The organism is Pusillimonas sp. T2 (genome assembly GCF_002236805.1).
Classification (GTDB): Bacteria; Pseudomonadota; Gammaproteobacteria; order Burkholderiales; family Burkholderiaceae_B; genus Neopusillimonas.
Window position 1 is genome coordinate 370,268 of sequence record NZ_NIQA01000003.1, and the last position, 20,992, is coordinate 391,259.

Below are 20,992 nucleotides of genomic sequence, written 5' to 3' on the forward strand. Positions count from 1 at the left end.
TTTTTATATTGTCACCATGAGCCATTCCGACCTTGTTAACGCGCCGCTGGGCCATGACGTTGTCTACCCCACAACTTACGATGCCTCTTTGTTGTTCCCGATTGCGCGGGCCAACAACCGCGAAAGCCTGGGTAATCTACCCGCCTGGCATGGCGCAGATATCTGGACGGCCTACGAATTGTCGTGGCTAAACGCAAAAGGCAAGCCCGTTGTGGCCATGGGACGCTTTACCCTACCCCACAGCACGCCGTTTCTTATCGAGTCAAAATCTTTCAAGCTCTACCTGAACTCGTTCAACGAAACCCGCTTTGAAAGTATTGATGACGTCAAGAAGCTGATGCAAAAAGATCTGGATGCGGCCAGCGGCGGCGAAGTGCAGATCGAGATAGCGCCTTTACAAGCCGGGCTCGAGGTTTCTTGCCGCGCCATGGCGGGCGACAACATCGACGATATTGATGTAGACATTACCCGCTACCAGCCCGCCCCAGACTTGCTGCGGTGCAACCCAGAGCAAATCGTAACTGAAACACTGACTTCCGACCTGCTGAAGTCAAACTGCCCTGTAACCGGCCAACCCGACTGGGGTAGCGTGCAAATAGAATATACGGGGCCCCAACTAGACCGCGCCGCCCTACTGAAATATATCGTATCGCTGCGTCAGCACAACGAATTTCATGAGCACTGTGTCGAGAAAATGTACTGCGACCTTTGGCACCTGTGCAAACCCAGTGCATTACAGGTTTATGCACGCTACACGCGCCGAGGCGGGCTAGACATCAACCCCTGGCGCAGCAGTCACCCAACGGCACAGGTTTCGGTGCAGCGCACACCGCGCCAATAACTCCCGCTTTATTTTTAGCGCCGACGTTTAGCCGCTACGTGCTGCGGTCGAGCGGCCAATAACAAGGGCTGCTGCGGCCGCAATGACAAATGCCGCTGCACCGCCTATCCAGGGGCCTTTGACAAACCCCAGGTCGAGCATAATACCGAACGCAAGCGGCGCCAGCGATGCGCCGACATCCATGCCCGAGTAGACCAGGCCATAAACGGTGCCGGTGGCCCCTTTGGGCGTAATTTTTCGAATGAGCATATCGCGCGAAGGCGTGGACACACCGGCGCAAAACCCACCTATCGCCACAACCACCATGGCCATCCAGGGGGTGACAAGGCCCGAGGCCAACACCACGAGCAATACACCAGCTAGCACCAGTGACCCGGCAATAGTAAGTTCGGTACGCGGATTGGCACTGACCAAGAAGCCACCCGCGATCATGCCCAAGGCCGAGGCCAGCATATAGGCAGACAGCGCCGTACCGGCCAGAACGGCATCAATATCGTAGACATCGCCCAGCATGGGGATGCTGTAATTCTGAACCGCAGACAAAGACACGGACGTGAGCGCAAAAAAGAAAAACGCACCCCACAACGCCGGCTGCCGGGCCAACGTTGCCAAAGTTTGACCTACCGACTTGGACGCCAGCGACCCCTCTTTGTGCGCCTGACCGACCACGGTCTGTTCAACATTTTTACCCGCCAGCAATTCGCGGCCACGCCAAACAAACACCAAAACAATCGCTACCAGCACGCCGGCACCAATGGCCGCGACACGCCAGTTGGCCAGATAAATAAGCGCCGACATGAAGAGTGGCGTGAGTGCCCAGCCCAGGTTGCCCGTAAAGCCGTGGGTACTGAACGCATGACCCAATCGGCGCGCGCTGACCCGATGGTTCAGGATAGAGTAATCAACGGGATGAAACACTGAGTTGCCAAACCCGCCGATGAGCGCCGCCAGCACCAACATGGCGTAACCATTAGCCAGCCCGATAAGCACGCCAGCCACCACAAAACTGGCCAGCCCGAAACGCAGCACGGGCGTAGGGCCGATGCGGTCGACAATAAACCCGGACGACGCCTGCCCGATGCCCGACGCCACAAAGAAAATCGCCACCAGCAGGCCCAGTTGGCTGTAACTGAACCCGAACTCAGTATTCAGTGCAATGAATAATGTGGGAAAAACAAGCTGGAAAAAGTGCGAGCAAGAATGCGCCGCACCGATAAGCGTGATGATTTTCCAGTCGCGACGCTGAATTTGGGGCGAGTCGGCGAAATGCTCGACGGTTGTGGTGGTCATGACGTTAACTGAAACGATAAAAAATGATTGTGCTCGATCGGGTCATGCACCCGACTTGGCGCGAATTTGCGGCCAGGCACGGCGCAAGTAATAAAACATTGACCATACCGTAAGAATGGCGGCCACAATAATCAGCACCTGGCCCGCCCAATGTAGTGGCAAGCCATACAAGGGTTGCCAGAATAGTAGACACGGTATGGCGACCATTTGCGCTGCGGTTTTGAATTTACCCAACCAGTGCACGGCGACACTACCGCTCGCGCCGATTTTGGCCATCCATTCGCGCAGGGCCGAAATCGTGATTTCGCGGCCAATGATGATCAGCGCAATAAACACGTCGACTCGCTGCAGGTCGAGCAAGACCAACAACGCCGCAGATACCATGAGCTTGTCGGCGACCGGATCGAGAAAGGCGCCGAATGACGACGTTTGATTCCAGCGGCGCGCCAGCCAGCCATCGAACCAGTCGGTCAGGGCTGCGACAATGAACACGACCGCCGCAGCGGTATCGCGCATGGGTACCGACAGCCAGCTTTCGGGCACATAGTAAAACGCAACGAACAGCGGGATCATGACGATCCGCAGCCACGTCAGCATCATTGGGAAATTGGTCGGCATAGGCTCAATACTAACTTATCGCAGGGCGAAATAAATGCGTTCGGCTAACTCGTCGGAAATCCCGTCGACTGACCGCAGGTCATCGATACTGGCGGCGGCAACGCCCGAAAAACCACCAAAACGGGCCAGAAGCTTTTGTCTGCGCTTGGCCCCGACCCCTTCGATCTGTTCCAGACGCGAAACATTACGTGCTTTGGCACGCTGCGCACGCATACCCGTAATAGCAAAACGGTGCGCTTCATCGCGAATTTGCGCAACCAGCATCAATGCGGCAGATTCTACCCCTAAAGCCACGGGTGGGCGGCCGTCGACAAAAACCAGTGTTTCCAGGCCCACCTTGCGCCCCTCGCCTTTGGCCACACCGACCAACACCTGAGTATCAAGCCCCAACTCGGCAAATACCTGCCGGGCGACCTCGACTTGCCCCTTGCCACCATCGATTAATACCACACTGGGCATCTCGGCTTGCCCGTCAGCCACACGGGTAAAACGCCGCGTCAGCACCTGGCGCATGGCGGCATAATCGTCGCCCGGCGTAATGCCGGCAATGTTGTAGCGCCGATACAGTGATGGCTGCATTTCGTGATGACGAAACACCACGCAAGACGCTTGTGTCGCCTCGCCTGCCGTATGACTGATATCAAAGCACTCGATATGCAAGGCGTCCAGTGCTGTTTCGTCCGTGTCCAGGCCTAACGCCTCGGCGAGCGCCAGGGTGCGTGCCGCCCGTGCGCCGGATTCGGTCAGCATACGGGCCAGCGCCATTTCGGCATTTTTAGTGGCTTGCTCCAACCACGATTTGCGCACGCCTTGCGGCCGAGTCAATACCTTTGCTTTCGTTCCGGTTTGCGCTTGCAGCAAAGGCATAAGGTCGGGGTCTGACAACGCATGAGAACAAACAATAACGGCAGGCATGGGGCGATCGAGATAATGCTGAGCCATAAACGCCGACAGGACTTCGCCGGGCGCATCGCCGTCGGTATGCGTAGGGAAAAAAGCCTTGTCTCCCAAGTGGCGACCACCACGCACCATCGCCAGATTGACACACACACGCCCCCCGGCCGCGACTACTGCGATCACATCAACGTCGTCAGTGCCAATCTCTTCCATGGTTTGCTGCTGCAGCACCCTGGCCAACGCGCCCATCTGGTCGCGTAATACGGCCGCTTCTTCAAACGCCAATTGCTCGGACGCCGACAGCATGCGGCGCTCGATGTCGGCCATGACCTCGGAAGCCTTGCCGTCAAGGAAACGCACGGCGCGCTCGACATCGGCCTGATAGGCGTCAATGCTGATGGCACCGACACAGGGTGCCGAACAACGACCAATCTGATTGAGCAGACACGGGCGCGACCGATGGGCATAAACACCGTCTTCGCACGTACGCAAGCGAAACACCTTTTGCAGGATCTGAATGGTTTCGCGTACGGCCCAGCTGTTTGGGTAGGGCCCGAAATACCGCCCTTTTCCGGCCGTGCTGCCCCGGTAATAGGCAATACGCGGCGCCTCATGACCGCTGACATGCAGGTACGGATACGACTTGTCGTCGCGGAACAAGATGTTATAGCGAGGGTGCAGCCGCTTAATCAGGTTGTTTTCAAGCAGCAGCGCTTCGGCCTCGGTGCGCGTCACCGTGACTTCGATCCGGCTGACCCGCGCCACCATATGGGCAATGCGCGGGCTGGCCAGATTTTTCTGGAAATACGACGACACCCGCTTTTTGAGGTCGCGCGCCTTACCTACGTACAACACCTCGTCGTTTTCGTCGATGTGACGATAAACGCCAGGCAAGTTGGGCAGGTCAGCCAGAAATGATTTCAGATTGAAGGTCTCGGGCATACTGATAACGGGCCTGACTTTGCAACGTAGCCCAATCGGGCGACACAACACGGGGCATCAGCGCGCGAATGCGTGCAATGGATGATTCTGACGACGTATGCTCAAGCCGCCCCAACAGCTCGTCGGCCAGGTCTGGGCGATTACACACCAGCACCATATCGCAGCCCGCCGTCAGTGCGGCATTTGCCCGCGCCAGAATATCGCCAGCGACGGTAGCCCCTTCCATTGTCAGATCATCAGAAAACACCACACCGTTATAGTTCAGATGCTCGCGCAAAATGGTGTTGATCCAGAACGACGAAAAACCTGCGGGGTTCGGGTCAACTTGCGAATAAATGACATGTGCCGGCATGACAGAAGGCAGCACCATATCGCCCAGCCAGCCATACGGAGCGGCGTCTTCACGCATGATGTCTTCCAAGGGCCGGTCGTCGACGGGAATTTCGTGGTGCGAATCGGCTTGCACGTAACCATGACCCGGGAAGTGCTTGCCGCAAGCGGCCATACCCGACAGCATCAAGCCCTGAATAAGCGCGCGCGCCAGCATAGCCACAATTTGCGGTTCGCGATGAAACGCGCGGTCGCCAATAACCTGGCTGCCGCCATAGTCGAGGTCGAGCACCGGTGTGAAGCTCAGGTCAACACCACAGGCGCGTAACTCGGCGCCCAGCACATAGCCTGTTTCGGTAGCCAAACGCATGGCAGCCAACGAGTCATCCATCCAGATTTCGCCCAGGCGACGCATGGACGGCAACGGCGTAAACCCGTCGGACTTGAAACGCTGTACACGCCCGCCTTCGTGATCGACGGTAATGAGCAACGGTTCGTTGCGTGCGGCATGAATGGCCTGACATAACGCCGTCAATTGCTCGCGACTTTCGAAGTTGCGCGAAAACAAAATAACCCCGCCCACCAGCGGATGCTGCAAACGCTCAAGTTCGTGGGCTGTCAGGGCACACCCCTGAACATCGACCATCACTGGGCCGGGAGGCAAAATCACTGCCATTATGAAGACTCCTGCTGCCTGGGGGCAGATTGTGTTTCGACCACCACAAACGCAGTGACCATATCTTTTTCATCGCTGACCGACACATGGGCCGCGCCAAAACGCGCCGCATACCACGATGCCAGAGGTTCGTTCAGCAACACCTGAGGCTTACCCCCCGGCGCGTTAATGACCTCCATTTGTCGCCAGCTCATGGGGCTGTGCATACCCAGCCCGATCGCCTTTGAGAAAGCCTCTTTGGCTGCAAAACGCGTGGCCAGATAACGAATGCCACGCTGAGGATCGCGAGATTTTCTTCGCTCAAACACCGGCAACTCGTGCTCGCCCAAAATACGCCGGGCAAAGCGCTCGCCGTGGCGGCTATACGCCGCGGCGATGCGATCGACCCGAGCAATGTCGGTGCCAATGCCGGCAAGGGCTGTCGGCGCGCCGGTTCCGGCCACGTTCAAACCTATTGCCCCTTGAATACCGGGGTGCGTTTGGCCATAAACGCCGCTACGCCCTCGGCGTAATCATCGGTATAACCCAGCTCACGCATCAGGTCGCGTTCTAGGTCAAGCTGCTGATCGAGCGTGTTGTTAAGGCTTTGGTTAATGGCCTGCTTGGCAGATGCCAGACCTTTGGTGGGCGCCGCAGCAAAATGAACCGCCAGAGCATCAAGACGCGCGTCGAAATCTTCGTCGGCCACGCACTCCCAGATGAGCCCCCACTGGTCGGCCTTGCGGGCGGTGATTTTATCGCCCAGCAACGCCATACCCATGGCGCGCGCACGCCCCACCAGGCGCGGCAAAATGTAGGTGCCGCCCGTGTCGGGCAGCAGCCCCAATCGGCAGAACGGTTCGATGAAACTGGCCGACTCGCGGGCAATGACAATATCGCCGGCCAATGCCAGATTGGCACCCGCGCCAGCAGCCACCCCGTTTACACCCACAATCACCGGCATGGGTAAAGCCCGCAGGCGCCTGACCAACGGCGCATAATTCTTTTCAATGCTTTCACCCAGATCGACCCTGGCCTGACCCGGCGTTGCCACACGCGCTGACAGGTCTTGCCCGGCGCAAAAACCGCGGCCGGCACCCGTGAGCACCAAGACCCGGGCCCCCTGAGTTTCAACAACAGTCAGCGCCTGACGCAAGGCCTCATGCATCTCGGCCGTAAAGCTGTTGAGCTTGTCGGGGCGGTTTAACGTGATACGGGCAATGCCGTCTTGCAACGTAAAGAGAATGCTGGAATCACTCATAAACGATATCCGTCAGATCTTGATAAAGTGTTCGCGGTAGTGTTTAAGCTCTTCGATAGACTCGTAGATATCGGCCAGCGCCTCGTGGCGGCTTTTCTTGACAAAGCTTTTATACACTTCGGGCTTCCAGCGCTGCGCCAACTCTTTCAGAGTCGAAACGTCGAGGTTCCGGTAATGGAAAAACGCCTCGAGACGTGGCATATACTTGACCAGAAAACGGCGGTCCTGGCCCACCGTGTTGCCGCACAGGGGCGACTTGCCCGGGCTGACATGCTTGGCCAAAAACGCCAGAAGCTCGGTTTCGGCCTCTTCTTCGTTAATCGTCGACGCCTTCACCTTGTCGGTAAGGCCGCTTTTGCCGTGAGTCGCTGTATTCCATTTGTCCATGGCATCAAGAATCTCGGTGCTCTGGTGTATAACCATGACCGGGCCCTCGGCCACCAGGGTCAAGTCGGCTTCGGTCACCACCACTGCCGCTTCAATAATGCGTTCTTTCTCAGGGTCGAGACCTGTCATTTCCAGGTCGAGCCATACCAATCGCTGATCTTTATTAACCGCCATATAATCAATCCTTAAAACGCTGATTTTCGCATACCTGCGCGGAGCCTATGTTTACACTGCTGTTTCTGGTCTTTCTGTTTGCCGACATCACCCTGCGGCTGTGGTTGGGCATACGCCAAATCCGGCATGTCGCGCGTCATCGCGGCGAAGTGCCCCCCGAATTCTTCGACCGCATCAGTTTGCGCAGCCACCAACGTGCAGCCGACTACACCCACGGCAAAGTTCAAATCAGCCTGGTCGAAACCATTACCGAGGCCGCCGTACTTATTGGCCTGACGCTTTTGGGCGGGCTGCAGTTCATCGACCTCAAGCTCGGGCAACTGATCGACCACGAAATGTGGCGTCAGCTGGCGCTTATCGGCAGCATCTTACTGGTTATGGGCATCGTCGGCCTGCCCTTCACATTGTGGCGCAAGTTCGGCCTGGAAGCCCGTTTTGGCTTCAATCGCATGTCGTTCGGGCTATTTGTCAGCGACACTCTAAAAGGCCTGTTGGTGGCCGCTGTCTTGGGGCTGCCGCTGGCTGCCGGTGTGTTGTGGCTTATGGGTAATACCGGCGCCTACTGGCACTGGTGGGCCTGGGGTGCCTGGGTAGTATTCAATGTCCTGGTGATCTGGCTATTTCCCACCGTTATCGCGCCACTGTTCAACAAATTCACGCCACTCAACGACCCCGATCTGTCGCAGCGTATTCATGCGCTGGCGCAGCGCTGCGGCTTTGCCATCAGCGGTCTGTTCGTCATGGACGGATCAAAGCGATCTGCACACGGCAACGCTTACTTCACTGGTTTCGGCCGGTCACGGCGCATTGTCTTCTTCGATACCCTGCTGTCAAAACTTACCGGTGACGAAGTCGAAGCCGTGCTCGCACACGAACTGGGTCATTTCAAGTACCGGCATATTGCAAAGCGCCTGGTCGTCAGTTTTGTCCTGGCTCTGGTGTTTTTTCAAGTACTGGGCTGGTTGTCGCAACAAGTCTGGTTCTATACCGATCTGGGCGTCATCCCTCAGCTGGGTCGCCCCAACGATGCGCTGGCACTCATTCTGTTCTTCCTGGTCATGCCAGTCTTCACCTTCTGGATCACCCCACTGGTCAGCCTGATGTCGCGTCGAGACGAGTTCCAGGCCGACCAATTCGCCGCGCAGCAATCTTCAGCGCAGGCCCTTATTTCGGCCTTGGTCAAGCTTTACGACGACAACGCCGCTACGCTTACACCCGACCCGGTCCACTCTGCGTTCTACGACAGTCACCCACCCGCCGCCCTGCGTATCAAAAAGCTAAAGCATGCCCACTGAACCCACTGTCCAGGGGCGCGTCGTCGCCGTACATGGCCGCCATTTCGGCGTCGAACTGCCCGACGGCCAGGTCCACAAATGTTTCCCCCGCGGGAAAAAGGCCGATGCCGCCGTGGGCGACTATGTACTCGTGCGCTTTCAGGGTAACGAAGAAGGTGTGATCGAAAAGCGGCTGGATCGCAAGAATTTGCTGTATCGGTCCGACGAAATGCGCACCAAGCAATTCGCCGCCAATGTCGACTTGCTATTGCTGGTCGTCGCCACAACACCGGCCTTTTCCGATGACTTGATCGGGCGAGCCTTGGTAGCGGCGCGGGCAGCCGATATTGACACAGTCATCGTTCTGAACAAGGCCGACTTAACCGAAAGCCTGGCCGAGGCGCGTGCGCGCCTGGCACCGTTTCGCGATGCAGGTGTCCCCATCATCGAGCTCAGCGCCCTTGACGCTGAACAGACCAAAACAAAATTGCTAGACCATATTGGCGGCAAAACCGCGCTGTTGCTGGGGCAAAGCGGCATGGGTAAATCTACCCTGCTCAATGCCCTGGTACCCCATGCGGCGGCCCACACGCAAGCACACTCGGTAGCGCTTGACGCTGGTAAGCACACTACTACGGCCACCCGGCTTTACCATCTACCGCAAGGCGGCGACCTGATCGACTCGCCCGGCTTTCAGAATTTTGGTTTGTTTCATCTTGACCCCACGGCCATCGAAGGCGGGTTTGCCGAATTTGAGCCTTTTCTGGGGGACTGTCGTTTTTATAACTGCACGCATCGCCACGAGCCGGGTTGCGCTATTTTGGCGGCCAAAGCCGCCGGCAACATCAAGCCCGAACGCCATGCGCTTTACGAACGCATTTTGGCCGAAAACGAGGCACAGCAACGGTATTAGCCTGACTGGCTGCGCCAGATGCCTAACGCCCCGCAAGCAGTTTATGCGCCGCAGCCAAATGATGGTACAGGTTACGCACCAATGCGGCGGTTGCGCCCCAAATAAAATATTGCCCCCAGGGCATTGAATAATATAAACGCTGGCCACCGCCGGGCAATTCGGCCCGATGCAGGCGATGATTGGCTGGGTCCATCAGAAAGGCCAATGGCACTTCGAAGACTTCAGCCACTTCGGTGGCGTCAGGTTTGAATACAAAGCCCGGTTGCACCAAACCAATGACCGGCTCCATCGAAAACCCAGTCGCCGTCAAAAAACACGGGTGCGTGCCTATGGTTTGAACAAAATGCGGTTCGACGCCGATTTCTTCATGGGTCTCGCGCAGGGCAGCCGCCAGCGCATTGGCATCGGTAGTTTCGATACGCCCGCCTGGAAAACTGATTTGCCCTGCGTGATCGTACAAATGAGCTGCCCGACGTGTAAATATTACATTCAGGCTGCCGTCTCTTTCTACCAGTGGCATCAGCACCGCCGCTTGCACCACCTGGCTAAGCACATCGGCATCGATACGAAAAGCATCGGAAAACACCGGCTCGACTTCCCACGGAACGGACTGTGAAAAAGCAGCCTTGATGAAATCGGGATGGAGTGCCTGCTCGGGTAAGGAACCGAGCGCCGAAAGCGGGGGCAACACCGGCTGGATTTGAGGATCAAACCCCGGCGTAATGATTTTGCGCTTGCGCGCCGGCAATGGCGGAGGATTTTCTGACATGACAAAAAACAAAGGCACCGCTCGGGTGCCTTTGCTTGACTGGCTTTACGCCAAAACTGACTTGCCTGCTTAAGAAGCAGCTTTGTCGGCTTTGCGAACCAGCTTTTCTTTGATGCGAGCAGACTTACCCGAACGGCTACGCAGATAGTACAGTTTAGCACGACGGACATCGCCACGACGCTTGACTTCGATAGAAGCGATTTGAGGCGAATACAGCTGGAACGTACGCTCGACGGCTTCGCCGGACGAGATTTTACGTACGATGAAAGAAGAGTTAAGGCCACGGTTACGACGGGCGATAACAACGCCTTCGTAAGCCTGTACGCGCTTGCGGTTACCTTCGACAACGTTAACGTTGACGACAACGGTATCGCCAGGGGCAAATACGGGTTTGGCTTCGCCGTTTGTCAGGCGGGCGATTTCTTCTTGTTCAATTTGTTGGATGAGATCCACGGTAGGCTCCGATAAACATCATGAAAGGCGCATTGTTGTTTGGTACGGGAAAAAGACCAGCCTTAACCTGTAAAACAGGGGCTGCCAGCCAACTTACCCAAGGTGCTGCTAACGCCGCCAGAGGATGCAAGTTGCAAAGCCCACGATTATATAGCCTTAGGTGAAAATTTGCAAAATAAACAGCAGCTTGCAAAGCCACACCTAGAAGCCGCCGGCCGCGCCCAACCACATTAAACCCGGAATTGTTGCGCCCCAAAGAGCCACCAGAAAAATGTCGGCCAATATGGCCCCACGGCTAAGCCCGGCACCGCGTTTAAACCGCGCCGTACTACCCTGACTAAACCGAGACACGGACGTTTTTGATACGTTGTTCATGCTGACCCCCTGATATGGACACATGATGCAAAGCCTATTTGCATGCACCGAATACTGTTTTTTTGTACAGCTAAATTTACTGTACAAAAAAACAGCTTAGTGCGCAAGCAGTTTTACAACCCTGTGCCGTAACGGGTGGCTGAACATTGGGGGATACCCACAAGCCTCTGTCGCATTTACACCAAACACGCAAGAAAAAACCCCGCCGGGCATACGTGCCAGACGGGGCTCAAGGCTTGGCAGCCGCAGGACAAGCCTGCCTGCTGCCGGGCAAAACAATTTACAGCGCGTTGGCTAATTCGGGGACCGCCTGGAACAGGTCAGCCACCAGGCCGTAATCGGCCACACCGAAAATCGGTGCTTCGGCATCTTTGTTGATAGCCACGATGACCTTGGAGTCTTTCATGCCGGCCAGATGCTGGATAGCCCCGGAAATACCGACGGCCACATACAACTGAGGCGCGACGATTTTACCGGTTTGACCCACCTGCCAGTCGTTAGGCGCATAGCCTGCGTCGACCGCAGCGCGGGATGCACCCAATGCGGCACCCAGTTTGTCGGCTAAGGGTTCGAGAATCTTGAAGTTCTCGGCGCTGCCCATACCACGACCACCTGACACTACAGCGGCTGCACCGGCCAGCTCAGGACGATCGCTCTTGGCCAATTCGCGACCTACAAACGACGACAGTCCGGAATCGGCTACAGCAGCAGCCGATTCGACGACAGCCTGGCCACCTTCGGCAGCCACAGGATCAAAAGCTGTCGTGCGCACCGTGATGACTTTGACAGTATCTTGCGACTGCACTGTAGCGATGGCGTTGCCGGCGTAGATTGGGCGCGTGAAGGTGTCGGCAGATTCGACAGAGATGATGTCGGAGATTTGTGCGACATCGAGTTTGGCCGCAACGCGAGGCGCAACGTTTTTACCATTGGCCGTTGCGGGGAACAAGATGTGCGAGTAGGACGAAGCCAATGCCAGCACTTGTGCGGCCACGTTCTCGGCAAGCGCCTCGGATAACGAGGCGCCGTCGGCGGCAATGACCTTGCTTACGCCAGCCGCTTTGGCAGCCTGCTCGGCAACGGCCTGAACGCCCGCGCCAGCAACCAGCACATGGACGTCACCGCCGATTTTCTGGGCCGCAGCAATCACGTTAAGCGTTGCGCCCTTGAGTTGGGCATTATCGTGTTCAGCAATAACAAGTACAGACATGATCAAACCACCTTCGCTTCATTCTTGAGTTTATCGACCAACGCAGCCACATCAGCCACCATCACACCAGCGGAACGCACGGGCGGTTCGGTGACTTTCAGTGTCTTCAGACGCGGCGCAACGTCGACACCCAGTTCTTCGGGCGTGACGGTGTCCAGCGGCTTTTTCTTAGCCTTCATGATGTTGGGGAGTGTTACATAGCGTGGCTCGTTCAGACGCAGATCGGTCGTCACGATGGCTGGCAGTTTCAGCTCGATGGTTTCGAGACCGCCGTCGATTTCGCGCGTTACCTTGACTTTGTCGCCTGCGATCTCAACCTTGCTGGCAAACGTGGCCTGAGGCCAGTCGAGCAGCGCGGCCAGCATTTGACCGGTTTGGTTGGCGTCGTCGTCGATAGCCTGTTTACCCAAAATCACCAGTTGCGGCTGCTCTTTATCGACCAAGGCCTTGAGCAGTTTTGCCACAGCCAGTGGCTGCAGTTCGGCGTCGGTTTGCACCAACACGGAACGGTCAGCGCCAATCGCCATTGCGGTACGCAAGGTTTCTTGTGCCTGCTGAACGCCGCAAGAAACGGCCACAACTTCTGTCGCTGCACCGCTTTCTTTAAGCCGTGTGGCCTCTTCGACGGCGATTTCGTCGAAAGGGTTCATCGACATCTTGACGTTGGCAATATCAACGCCGGTTTGATCAGACTTGACGCGTACTTTGACGTTGTAATCAACCACACGCTTGACAGGTACTAACACCTTCATCGAGCTTCCTCCGGGGAATTGAACATAGACCGCCCTGTTGCTATGCGCTATTTGGCACAGTGACACCGCAGCACTACTAAAAAATAATAAAAACCGAACTATTCTACAACTTTGCCAAAACCTTCAAGTGGGCGACTACACTTCGGCCCAAAGCCGACAGACTGTAGCCCCCCTCTAGGAAGCTGACAATACGGCCCTGCGCGGAATGCTCAGCAACCGACACAATTTGCTGGGTGATCCAAGCATAGTCTGCTTCGACCAGCCCCAACTGAGCCAACTCATCTTCTCGGTGGGCATCGAAACCCGCCGAAATAAATACAAACTGCGGCTCGAATGCGAACAAATCAGCCATCCAGCGATCTTCGATCAGTTTCCTGACCTGCTCGCCAGACGCATAAGCCTCGACCGGTATATTTAACATATTTTTGGGCTGATTTTGAGTGTGTACGTTAGGAAAAATTGATTCCTGGAAAAAACCACACATCAAAACCCGATCGTCACCAGCGAACATTTCTGCGGTTCCGTTGCCATGATGCACATCGAAATCGATAATTGCAATACGTTCAAAATCATATTTTTCGAGCGCATACGCTGCAGCTACCGCAATATTATTGACAAAACAAAACCCCATCGCCAGGCCTGGGCGCGCATGATGCCCCGGCGGACGGACGGCACAAAACGCGTTCTGAGCATGACCCGCCATGATGCTGTCGACGGCTAGAATGCCCGCCCCTGCAGCCTTGCGCGCCGCATCAAGCGTATGCGGATTCAGGAGTGTATCCGGGTCAATCTCGAAATACCCGGTATCGGGTACGCTTCGCTTTAAAAACGACCAGTAATCAGTGGCGTGCACACGCAAAATGTCGGCATCGGTGGCATCGATAGCATGTTCGTGCAAAAGCAGACCATCTATACCGCTGGACAGCAACTGATCGTTGATAGCGTCCAGACGTTGCGGACACTCTGGATGCCAGTCTCCCATTTCGTGCAGGTGGCAAGCAGGATGAGTAATATATAGGGTCTGCATAAGGATGATTATGTTCAAAGCCGCAAGACTTTTGCAAGCCGCCCCCATTTTCGCATTTTTTACCGGCTGCGCTTCTGTACCCCCCGCTATCAATACCGCCCAGGCCGACGCAACCACATCACGTCAGGAAACCTTAGCCACCGCGCCGTACGCTGTACAACTTAGGGCGTCACTGGCGCCATCCATTAAAGCCGGTCAGTCGGTGCCTGGTTCGGGCCCCTTCATCACGCCCGAAGGCCAGTTGCAGCCGGATATTCAAGCGTATGCGCGCGAAGTCGCTGCCACGCGGAACGTCCCCCAAGAACACGTCGAGAAACTATTGCTTCTGGCGCGCGTCGACCCGCAGGTTGTGCGCCTCATGACACCTTCGGGCAAACGCATCAAGCGCAGTTGGGTAACGTACAGGCAACGCTATGTCGAACCCGTCCGCATCAAACAAGGCGTAACGTTCTGGCAAAGTCACAAAGCAGAAGTCGACCGAGCTGCAGCGCAGTACGGCGTACCGCCATCGATCCTCGTTTCAATTATTGGTGTCGAAACCCTATACGGGCGCTATACCGGAAATTTTTCGGTGCTCGACGCGCTGGCAACACTGGGGTTTCGCCACCCCGACGTCAATCGTCCCGAGCGCAGCCAACTGTTTCGCGACCAACTGGCTGATCTGATCGAGCTCGATTACCGTGGTGAATTGAATGCCACCACAGCAACAGGCTCTTTTGCCGGCGCCATTGGGTTGCCGCAGTTTATGCCAGGCAGTTTGCGCCGGTTTGCCGCCGACGGCGACAACGATCGACGCATCGACCTGCACGACAGCATTCCCGACGCGTTGGCATCAGTAGGAAAATTTTTGCGTCTGCATGGCTGGGAGCCCGGTTTACCCGTGTTTGCGCCCGTGCAACTACCGCAAAACGCGGCTCAGTGGGTTGACGGCGGGCTTAAACCCACGTTGCGCTGGCAGCAACTTGAACAAGCTGGCGCCTACGTTGCCCGAAGCCCTCGCACAACCATGGCCTGGACCCAATACCCGGTAGGCGTGATCGACCTGCTCGACGAACCTCGCGGCATGGCAGAATACCGCGTAGCCACGCCCAACTTTTTCGCACTGACCGAATACAACCGCAGTTATTTTTACGCCACCTCGGTGGCCGAGCTTGCGCAAGAGCTGGCCGACAGAATGGGCTATGGCGCCCCCGACGGCACACCCGCGCAGTAAACAAAAACAAGCGCGGGTGCTAACGCAAAGACATGGGGCTAACGCTAAGGCGCTGGGTTGAATACGCCCGTTGATAAATAGCGGTCGCCCCGGTCGCACACAATGAACACAATGGTAGCGTTTTCGACACGGGCGGCCACCCGCAAAGCGGCCACCAGCGCACCCGCTGAAGAAATACCACCAAAAATCCCCTCTTCGGCGGCCATGCGCCTTGCCATGGCTTCAGCTTCGGCTTGTTCGATCAGCTCGAAGGCATCGACCTTAGCAGGGTCGTATATTTTGGGTTGATACGCTTCGGGCCATTTGCGAATACCCGGAATTTGCGAACCAGGCGCAGGCTGTGCACCCACCACCTGGATGGCTGGGTTTTGGCTACGCAAATAAGTTCCCACCCCCATAATGGTGCCCGTCGTACCCATTGCGCTGACAAAATGCGTGATTTCGCCGCCTGTTTGCTCCCAGAGCTCGGGGCCTGTGGATTCGATGTGCGCACGGAAGTTGTCGGGGTTGGCAAATTGATCGAGCACTTTGCCCTTGCCTTCTGCCTGCATCTGCATGGCAAGGTCGCGGGCATATTCCATACCACCTTCGCTGGCCTTGGTCAGAATAAGCTGCGCCCCATATGCCGTCATAGAGGCACGGCGTTCGAGCGAAAGGTTGTCGGGCATGATGAGAATCATCTTGTACCCGCGAATAGCGGCCGTCATGGCCAGCGCAATGCCGGTGTTGCCACTGGTCGCTTCAATCAGCGTGTCGCCCGGCTGAATTTCACCGCGCTCTTCGGCACGACGGATCATTGAACTGGCGGCACGGTCTTTGACCGAGCCCGCCGGGTTATTACCCTCGAGTTTTGCCAGAATGACATTACCGCGGCTGTCGCCCAATGCACCCGGAATACGCTGCAGACGAACCAGGGGGGTGCGACCGATGGTGTCTTCGATGGTCATGTATGTTTTCATAGCCGAAATCATACACCGGCGCCCGAACCCCGCCAAAAGGCTATTAACGGATTTTATGTCCCGGTTTCAGGGCCACGGTGTTCACCGTGCTTTTCTCGCGGTCTGCAACTTCAGAGGCATTCAGGCCACCCTGCACCGTCAGGCCGGCCGACCTTAGCGACGCCACTTTGGCTGGACCGATGCCTTTCACACGATCTGACAGATCCTCGAACGATTCATAACGACCACCACGGGTTCGCTCTTCAATGATCGTACGCGCTGTTTTAGGGCCTATCCCCTTGATGCCTTCGAGCTGTGCAACATCGGCCGCGTTCACATCGACGGCATAAACCGTATTGGCAAAGGCCGAGCCCAGCAACACCAGGCACACCCCAGCCTGCATGACAGCCTTTCTTAGCGTCGTACCAGACGGCATCGGCGACCCGGCCTCTGGTTCAGACCAGGTCCCGCACTGATCGGCTGCAACCGGCACCGCAACGGTAGATTCTATAAACGGATTCATGACACCCCCAATAAAAAATAGACACTGAAGCGAAACTTCAGTGTCTATCGTGGGGCCTATGCGAAAAAACGGGCAGACGTACTGAACGAAAATATCAGTGCGTAAAACTACGCCATTACCTTTTACTCAGGTGTCTTGAACGCACGGCAACCCGCCTGCCGACTAGCGGCTTTTACTACAGGCGGCCATTCTTGAGCATCGAACGAACATAAGCCGACACACCAGTTTGTACATCGGTGAACGGCTTGTCGTAACCCGCCGCACGCAATTGCGATAAATCGGCCTGGGTGTGGCTTTGATATCGCCCTTTAAGGTCTTCGGGGAAAGGGATGTAATGGATGTATTGCTGGTCAACCAAGTCGCGCAACGAAAGCTCGGCCTCCCCTCTTTCGGTACGCATGGTATTGACCACCGCTGCAGCAACATCGTTGAACGGCTGCGCCCGCCCGGTACCACAATTGAAAATGCCAGACACTTCGGGATGATCGAGAAAGTGCAAATTGACAGAAACGACATCGTCAATAAAGATAAAGTCGCGCTGTTGACCGCCATCAGGATAGCCATCCCAGCCGCCGAACAGCCTTACATGGCCCTCGGTACGGAACTGGTTCATATTGTGAAAGGCCACCGACGCCATGCGCCCTTTGTGCTGCTCTTGCGGGCCATACACGTTAAAGTAGCGCAACCCAACCACAGGCGCCTTAAGGCGCTCGAGGTGGCGCCGCAATACTTGATCGAACAAGAACTTTGAATAACCGTAAACGTTAAGCGGCGACTCGTACAACGGGTTCTCGGTGTACACCGGCCCGGCACCGTACACTGCCGCCGACGACGCATAGATAAAAGGCACCTTGTGCTGCTGGCACCAGCCAAAAAGCTCAAGCGTGACCTTATAGTTGTTGTCCATCATGTAGTGGCCGTTGCGCTCGGTGGTATCTGAACACGCGCCCTGATGGAAAACGGCCTCGACGCCGGCAAGACGCCCGGCCTGCAACTGCTGCCGGAAATCGTCTTTGTGCAAATAGTCGGCAATATCAAGGTCGACCAAATTACGGAATTTATCGCCTTCGGTCAGGTCATCGACCACCAAAATATTGGTAATGCCGCGCGCGTTAAGGCCTTTGACAATATTGCTGCCGATAAAGCCGGCGCCGCCTGTGACAATAATCATTCGAGTTCTCCTGCGGTAACTACCGATGTCCCTAGTTTGCCGACGGCCACGCCGCCAGCCCGATTTGCCCAGCGCACGGCGTCGTCCCATGCCAACCCGGCCGCCCGCATCACCGCCAGCGTCGCCAGTACAGTATCGCCGGCCCCGGAAACATCAAACACCTCGTGCGCCATGGCCTCAACGTGAAAGCGATGACCATCCTGAAACAAGGTCATCCCTTGTTCGGAGCGCGTGACCAGCAACGCCTCTAGGGCGAGATCCTGGCGCAACTTCTGTGCCCGAGTCTCAAGTTCGTGCTCCGACGACCAGCGCCCGACGGCATCTTGCATTTCGGCACGGTTAGGCGTGATGATGGTCGCCCCTTGATAGCGCTGGTAAGCATGCCCTTTGGGGTCGACGAATACGGGTATGCCTTTTGCACGGGCCGCCTGAATCAACAACTCGACTTGCGCTAGCACCCCTTTGGCATAATCTGACAACACGACAACATCGTGATGCGCCAGTTGTGCCGCAAACAGGGCATGGATTTGGGTCAGACTGTTGGCCGAAGGCTGCTCTTCGAAGTCGATACGCAATAATTGCTGCTGACGGCCTAGCACACGCATTTTAAGCGTGGTGTGCAGCAAAGGGTCGACCACTAACCGGGCCGCAATCCGGTCTTCAGCCGCAAGCGCCTCGACCTTTAGCCCGGCCTCGTCGTCGCCCACCACGCCCAGCAACGTCGCCTGGGCACCGAGTGCAGCGATATTCCGGGCGACGTTTGCCGCACCGCCCAACCGGTCTTCACGGCGGGCGACGCGCACAACGGGCACTGGAGCTTCGGGCGAAATGCGCTCGACCTCGCCAAACCAGTAGCGATCAAGCATGATGTCGCCAACAACCAGCACCCGTGCGCGCTGAACATCGGCCATGGGAAATGTAGTCATCGAATTTCTTCCAGACGTCGGGGCGGGTAGGTCTCCCAAGCATTACACCCCGGACATTGCCAATAATAATGACGCGCCTCGAACCCGCAATGGTTGCAGGCATAACGATCGAGACGCTGGGTATGTTTGTGAATCAAGCTGCGCAACAGGCTCAGGTCGGCATCGGGCGCAATAGCGGTACCTGTTTTGGGGGTATCGTCGCTCGCGAGTTCGGCCTCGAGCAGCCGGTCTAGCCCCAACAACGAAGGGTGTGCGCGAAGCGCCTCGCGCGCAAACGCCCAAGCAGGCACGTACCCTTCTTGAACGCGCAACTCGCGAAACACCACATTAAACATGTCGAGCGTAGGGTGGCGCATGTAATGTGCCTTGAGCAATGCCAACGCCTGACCGGCCTGATTTGTCGCCCGACACACGTTGAGCAAATCGTTAGCCACCAGACCGGCGTATTCAGGCGCCTGTGCCAAAACGGATTCGAGCCAGGCACGCTCTTGCGCGGGCTGCCCCGATGCACGCGCTACGGCGGCGCGCAACATGGCAATACGTGCCTGCGACGCTTGGCTGACATGCTTTGCCGCCAAGGCGTTCGCCGCGTTGTCGGCGGCATCGAGCGCTGCAATGGCAACGTCGATTGCCGGTGGCTTGGACGACAACGCCGTTTGGGCCTGTTCGCACTGATAATGCACCAACTGAGGTACCGGCTCGTCGACCAGCGCCCTGAGTTTTTTAACAGCCTCGATGGCTTTGGGCCAGTCGTGCTCCGATTCGTAGATACGGATAAGTGCACGCACCGCCGCCACCGAATAGCGCGCCGTATTCTGCACTTGCAAAAACGCCTGCTCGGCGCGATCGAGCATACCGGCCTTCAAGAAGTCTTGTGCCAGCTCGTGCTGGGCATGTTCGCGCTCGGCCTGCGGCAGGTCGGCCCGCGCAAGCAGGCTTTGATGCACGCGAATAGCGCGTTCCATTTCGCCTCGCCGTCGAAACAAGCTACCCAAGGCAAAGTGCAGCTCGGTCGTTTCGGGGTCGAGCTTGGCGACTTCGACGAAGGCGTCAATGGCCCGATCGGGCTCTTCATTGAGAATGAAGTTCAGACCCTTGAAATAAGAGTCAGGCAAGCTTCGGGTTTCGGACAACATCTGGCGGATGTCGACGCGCGCGGCGACCCACCCCAAACCAAAAAGTACCGGCAGCGAAATCAGCCACCACGGTTCAAAGTCCATGAATCAGGCCTCGGGAACAACAGGCTTTGGGCCCGGATTTAAAGGGGAGACAACGGCGCAACGGCGTCGGGAGAGATAGGCGCATGCGCCACTTCTGGAGTAGCAGAGGCCTGAAGACGAGACACCTCGCGTTCGAGACGCTTGATTTCGCGACGACGACGCAACATGGCCGGCACAATGGCCAACAGCGCAAAAAGCACGCCCACCACAAATGCTGCCAACATGACCACAATAAGCGGCACGCCGGCCACGACATGATCGGCATAAAAATTAACATCGACCGGGCCTGTGTTTTTAAGCGCAAACAACAATACGACAATAAACACAACCAAGCGTAACGCCCACACGAGGTATCGCATGACTGACCTCCAAAAATCAGGAATGCCCAATTGTAATGGGAATAATGACCCCGAAAAAACAAAACCCCCGGCTTTTTGGCCAGGGGTTTTGTTTGATGCGAAACAAGCGCGGCGTTAGCCGTGCATGATGCGATCGAATTGATGGTCTAAAGTGAACTCGGCAGATTCGTCATTTTTACGGCCTTCTTGCTCGAATGCCGCGTCGACACGCTCGCGCAGTTCTTTGCCGGCTTTGAAGTGAGGGACCTGTTTTCCAGGCACCATCACTTTCTCGCCAGACTTGGGGTTACGCCCCACGCGCGGTGAACGGGTCGATAACGAAAAACTGCCAAAGCCACGGATTTCGATGCGCTGGCCATTGGACAAAGCCTGGGCCATGGCATCGAGCACCGTTTTGACGGCGAGATCGGTGTCCCGCAGCGCGAGCTGCGGGTACCGACTCGCCAGAATGGCGATCAGCTCTGACTTAGTCAC

At 56.7% G+C, this 20,992-nt stretch carries 24 protein-coding genes; 4 read left to right on the forward strand and 20 right to left on the reverse strand.

Annotation, left to right across the window (positions count from 1 at the left end):
• Positions 1-16 precede the first annotated feature (16 nt).
• Complete coding sequence (gene queF, locus PuT2_RS07520; protein WP_093970396.1) at positions 17-841, forward strand: NADPH-dependent 7-cyano-7-deazaguanine reductase QueF; 825 nt, start codon at positions 17-19, stop codon at positions 839-841.
• Positions 842-868: 27 nt separating this feature from the next.
• On the opposite strand, the gene PuT2_RS07525 is transcribed toward queF, so the two are convergent.
• From PuT2_RS07525 to orn, 7 genes are read right to left on the reverse strand one after another with little or no spacing between them, the layout of a single operon-like run.
• Entirely contained in the window at positions 869-2,131 is a 1,263-nt protein-coding gene (locus PuT2_RS07525) for an MFS transporter (protein WP_093970397.1), read from the reverse strand.
• A 42-nt stretch (positions 2,132-2,173) separates the two neighbouring features.
• Positions 2,174-2,749, reverse strand: coding sequence for a CDP-diacylglycerol--glycerol-3-phosphate 3-phosphatidyltransferase (pgsA, locus tag PuT2_RS07530; protein WP_093970398.1), 576 nt, complete (start codon positions 2,747-2,749; stop codon positions 2,174-2,176).
• 15 nt (positions 2,750-2,764) lie between these two features.
• Positions 2,765-4,588 carry an excinuclease ABC subunit UvrC gene (gene uvrC / locus PuT2_RS07535; RefSeq protein ID WP_093970399.1) on the reverse strand — a complete coding sequence of 608 codons (1,824 nt, stop codon included), beginning with the start codon at positions 4,586-4,588 and terminating at the stop codon, positions 2,765-2,767.
• Entirely contained in the window at positions 4,551-5,594 is a 1,044-nt protein-coding gene (nagZ, locus tag PuT2_RS07540; protein WP_093970400.1) for a beta-N-acetylhexosaminidase, read from the reverse strand. Before nagZ ends, uvrC begins: the two co-directional genes overlap by 38 nt.
• Positions 5,594-6,037 carry a holo-ACP synthase gene (acpS, locus tag PuT2_RS07545; protein WP_371596530.1) on the reverse strand — a complete coding sequence of 148 codons (444 nt, stop codon included), beginning with the start codon at positions 6,035-6,037 and terminating at the stop codon, positions 5,594-5,596. The genes nagZ and acpS overlap by 1 nt, the downstream gene beginning before the upstream one ends.
• A gap of 8 nt (positions 6,038-6,045) precedes the next feature.
• Positions 6,046-6,834, reverse strand: coding sequence for a 2-(1,2-epoxy-1,2-dihydrophenyl)acetyl-CoA isomerase PaaG (gene paaG, locus PuT2_RS07550; RefSeq protein WP_093970402.1), 789 nt, complete (start codon positions 6,832-6,834; stop codon positions 6,046-6,048).
• Between the two features lie 12 nt (positions 6,835-6,846).
• Positions 6,847-7,395, reverse strand: a complete 549-nt coding sequence (gene orn / locus PuT2_RS07555; protein ID WP_093970403.1) for an oligoribonuclease — start codon at positions 7,393-7,395, stop codon at positions 6,847-6,849.
• A gap of 47 nt (positions 7,396-7,442) precedes the next feature.
• On the opposite strand from orn, the gene PuT2_RS07560 reads away from it, so the two are divergent.
• Together PuT2_RS07560 and rsgA are read left to right on the forward strand one after the other, a co-directional pair.
• A complete protein-coding gene (locus PuT2_RS07560; RefSeq protein ID WP_093970404.1) occupies positions 7,443-8,690 on the forward strand; it encodes a M48 family metallopeptidase in 1,248 nt (415 codons plus the stop codon).
• Positions 8,680-9,582, forward strand: coding sequence for a ribosome small subunit-dependent GTPase A (rsgA, locus tag PuT2_RS07565; RefSeq protein WP_093970405.1), 903 nt, complete (start codon positions 8,680-8,682; stop codon positions 9,580-9,582). Before PuT2_RS07560 ends, rsgA begins: the two co-directional genes overlap by 11 nt.
• A 22-nt stretch (positions 9,583-9,604) precedes the next feature.
• Here the strand turns inward: rsgA and PuT2_RS07570 are convergent, their stop codons facing one another.
• The 6 genes from PuT2_RS07570 to PuT2_RS07590 all read right to left on the reverse strand — a co-directional run bounded on the left by PuT2_RS07570 (position 9,605) and on the right by PuT2_RS07590 (position 14,168).
• Positions 9,605-10,351 carry a CoA pyrophosphatase gene (locus tag PuT2_RS07570; RefSeq protein WP_093970553.1) on the reverse strand — a complete coding sequence of 249 codons (747 nt, stop codon included), beginning with the start codon at positions 10,349-10,351 and terminating at the stop codon, positions 9,605-9,607.
• Positions 10,352-10,420: 69 nt separating this feature from the next.
• Positions 10,421-10,804, reverse strand: a complete 384-nt coding sequence (rplS, locus tag PuT2_RS07575) for a 50S ribosomal protein L19 (protein WP_093970406.1) — start codon at positions 10,802-10,804, stop codon at positions 10,421-10,423.
• 201 nt (positions 10,805-11,005) lie between these two features.
• Positions 11,006-11,179, reverse strand: coding sequence for a hypothetical protein (locus PuT2_RS15825; RefSeq protein WP_158214023.1), 174 nt, complete (start codon positions 11,177-11,179; stop codon positions 11,006-11,008).
• A 280-nt stretch (positions 11,180-11,459) separates the two neighbouring features.
• Positions 11,460-12,389: an electron transfer flavoprotein subunit alpha/FixB family protein gene (locus PuT2_RS07580; protein WP_093970407.1), complete on the reverse strand. Its 930-nt coding sequence runs from the start codon at positions 12,387-12,389 to the stop codon at positions 11,460-11,462.
• A gap of 2 nt (positions 12,390-12,391) precedes the next feature.
• Positions 12,392-13,141: an electron transfer flavoprotein subunit beta/FixA family protein gene (locus PuT2_RS07585; protein WP_093970408.1), complete on the reverse strand. Its 750-nt coding sequence runs from the start codon at positions 13,139-13,141 to the stop codon at positions 12,392-12,394.
• Between the two features lie 103 nt (positions 13,142-13,244).
• Positions 13,245-14,168 carry a histone deacetylase family protein gene (locus PuT2_RS07590; RefSeq protein WP_093970409.1) on the reverse strand — a complete coding sequence of 308 codons (924 nt, stop codon included), beginning with the start codon at positions 14,166-14,168 and terminating at the stop codon, positions 13,245-13,247.
• Between the two features lie 10 nt (positions 14,169-14,178).
• Here PuT2_RS07590 and mltB point away from each other — a divergent pair, with 10 nt between their 5' ends.
• Positions 14,179-15,381 carry a lytic murein transglycosylase B gene (gene mltB, locus PuT2_RS07595; RefSeq protein WP_093970554.1) on the forward strand — a complete coding sequence of 401 codons (1,203 nt, stop codon included), beginning with the start codon at positions 14,179-14,181 and terminating at the stop codon, positions 15,379-15,381.
• Between the two features lie 44 nt (positions 15,382-15,425).
• Here the strand turns inward: mltB and cysM are convergent, their stop codons facing one another.
• From cysM to PuT2_RS07630, 7 genes are all read right to left on the reverse strand, one after another.
• On the reverse strand, positions 15,426-16,340 hold the full coding sequence (gene cysM, locus PuT2_RS07600) for a cysteine synthase CysM (RefSeq protein WP_093970555.1): 915 nt from the start codon (positions 16,338-16,340) through the stop codon (positions 15,426-15,428).
• A gap of 43 nt (positions 16,341-16,383) precedes the next feature.
• Positions 16,384-16,842 (reverse strand): DUF655 domain-containing protein, encoded by a 459-nt coding sequence (locus PuT2_RS07605; protein WP_093970410.1) that lies wholly within the window; start codon positions 16,840-16,842, stop codon positions 16,384-16,386.
• Positions 16,843-17,017: 175 nt separating this feature from the next.
• Complete coding sequence (gene rfaD / locus PuT2_RS07610; protein WP_093970411.1) at positions 17,018-18,013, reverse strand: ADP-glyceromanno-heptose 6-epimerase; 996 nt, start codon at positions 18,011-18,013, stop codon at positions 17,018-17,020.
• The gene (gene rfaE1, locus PuT2_RS07615; protein WP_093970412.1) at positions 18,010-18,939 is read right to left on the reverse strand and encodes a D-glycero-beta-D-manno-heptose-7-phosphate kinase; all 930 of its coding nucleotides are present in this window, start codon (positions 18,937-18,939) and stop codon (positions 18,010-18,012) included. Before rfaE1 ends, rfaD begins: the two co-directional genes overlap by 4 nt.
• Complete coding sequence (gene lapB / locus PuT2_RS07620) at positions 18,936-20,159, reverse strand: lipopolysaccharide assembly protein LapB (RefSeq protein WP_093970413.1); 1,224 nt, start codon at positions 20,157-20,159, stop codon at positions 18,936-18,938. Before lapB ends, rfaE1 begins: the two co-directional genes overlap by 4 nt.
• Positions 20,160-20,197: 38 nt before the next feature.
• A complete protein-coding gene (locus PuT2_RS07625) occupies positions 20,198-20,518 on the reverse strand; it encodes a lipopolysaccharide assembly LapA domain-containing protein (protein ID WP_093970414.1) in 321 nt (106 codons plus the stop codon).
• A gap of 114 nt (positions 20,519-20,632) precedes the next feature.
• Positions 20,633-20,992 carry an integration host factor subunit beta gene (locus PuT2_RS07630; protein ID WP_093970415.1) on the reverse strand — a complete coding sequence of 120 codons (360 nt, stop codon included), beginning with the start codon at positions 20,990-20,992 and terminating at the stop codon, positions 20,633-20,635.

What these genes read in the sequence shown, in the direction of transcription:
- orn (WP_093970403.1), bottom strand. Translation starts at nt 7,395, where the DNA reads ATGGCGGTTAATAAAGATCAGCGATTGGTATGGCTCGACCTGGAAATG.
- cysM (WP_093970555.1), bottom strand. Translation starts at nt 16,340, where the DNA reads ATGAAAACATACATGACCATCGAAGACACCATCGGTCGCACCCCCCTG.
- pgsA (WP_093970398.1), bottom strand. Translation starts at nt 2,749, where the DNA reads ATGCCGACCAATTTCCCAATGATGCTGACGTGGCTGCGGATCGTCATG.
- PuT2_RS07570 (WP_093970553.1), bottom strand. Translation starts at nt 10,351, where the DNA reads ATGTCAGAAAATCCTCCGCCATTGCCGGCGCGCAAGCGCAAAATCATT.
- PuT2_RS07560 (WP_093970404.1), top strand. Translation starts at nt 7,443, where the DNA reads ATGTTTACACTGCTGTTTCTGGTCTTTCTGTTTGCCGACATCACCCTG.
- PuT2_RS07625 (WP_093970414.1), bottom strand. Translation starts at nt 20,518, where the DNA reads ATGCGATACCTCGTGTGGGCGTTACGCTTGGTTGTGTTTATTGTCGTA.
- PuT2_RS07585 (WP_093970408.1), bottom strand. Translation starts at nt 13,141, where the DNA reads ATGAAGGTGTTAGTACCTGTCAAGCGTGTGGTTGATTACAACGTCAAA.
- mltB (WP_093970554.1), top strand. Translation starts at nt 14,179, where the DNA reads ATGTTCAAAGCCGCAAGACTTTTGCAAGCCGCCCCCATTTTCGCATTT.
- nagZ (WP_093970400.1), bottom strand. Translation starts at nt 5,594, where the DNA reads ATGGCAGTGATTTTGCCTCCCGGCCCAGTGATGGTCGATGTTCAGGGG.
- uvrC (WP_093970399.1), bottom strand. Translation starts at nt 4,588, where the DNA reads ATGCCCGAGACCTTCAATCTGAAATCATTTCTGGCTGACCTGCCCAAC.
- rfaE1 (WP_093970412.1), bottom strand. Translation starts at nt 18,939, where the DNA reads ATGACTACATTTCCCATGGCCGATGTTCAGCGCGCACGGGTGCTGGTT.
- lapB (WP_093970413.1), bottom strand. Translation starts at nt 20,159, where the DNA reads ATGGACTTTGAACCGTGGTGGCTGATTTCGCTGCCGGTACTTTTTGGT.
- PuT2_RS15825 (WP_158214023.1), bottom strand. Translation starts at nt 11,179, where the DNA reads ATGAACAACGTATCAAAAACGTCCGTGTCTCGGTTTAGTCAGGGTAGT.
- PuT2_RS07605 (WP_093970410.1), bottom strand. Translation starts at nt 16,842, where the DNA reads ATGAATCCGTTTATAGAATCTACCGTTGCGGTGCCGGTTGCAGCCGAT.
- queF (WP_093970396.1), top strand. Translation starts at nt 17, where the DNA reads ATGAGCCATTCCGACCTTGTTAACGCGCCGCTGGGCCATGACGTTGTC.
- PuT2_RS07525 (WP_093970397.1), bottom strand. Translation starts at nt 2,131, where the DNA reads ATGACCACCACAACCGTCGAGCATTTCGCCGACTCGCCCCAAATTCAG.
- rsgA (WP_093970405.1), top strand. Translation starts at nt 8,680, where the DNA reads ATGCCCACTGAACCCACTGTCCAGGGGCGCGTCGTCGCCGTACATGGC.
- paaG (WP_093970402.1), bottom strand. Translation starts at nt 6,834, where the DNA reads ATGAGTGATTCCAGCATTCTCTTTACGTTGCAAGACGGCATTGCCCGT.
- rfaD (WP_093970411.1), bottom strand. Translation starts at nt 18,013, where the DNA reads ATGATTATTGTCACAGGCGGCGCCGGCTTTATCGGCAGCAATATTGTC.
- PuT2_RS07580 (WP_093970407.1), bottom strand. Translation starts at nt 12,389, where the DNA reads ATGTCTGTACTTGTTATTGCTGAACACGATAATGCCCAACTCAAGGGC.
- PuT2_RS07590 (WP_093970409.1), bottom strand. Translation starts at nt 14,168, where the DNA reads ATGCAGACCCTATATATTACTCATCCTGCTTGCCACCTGCACGAAATG.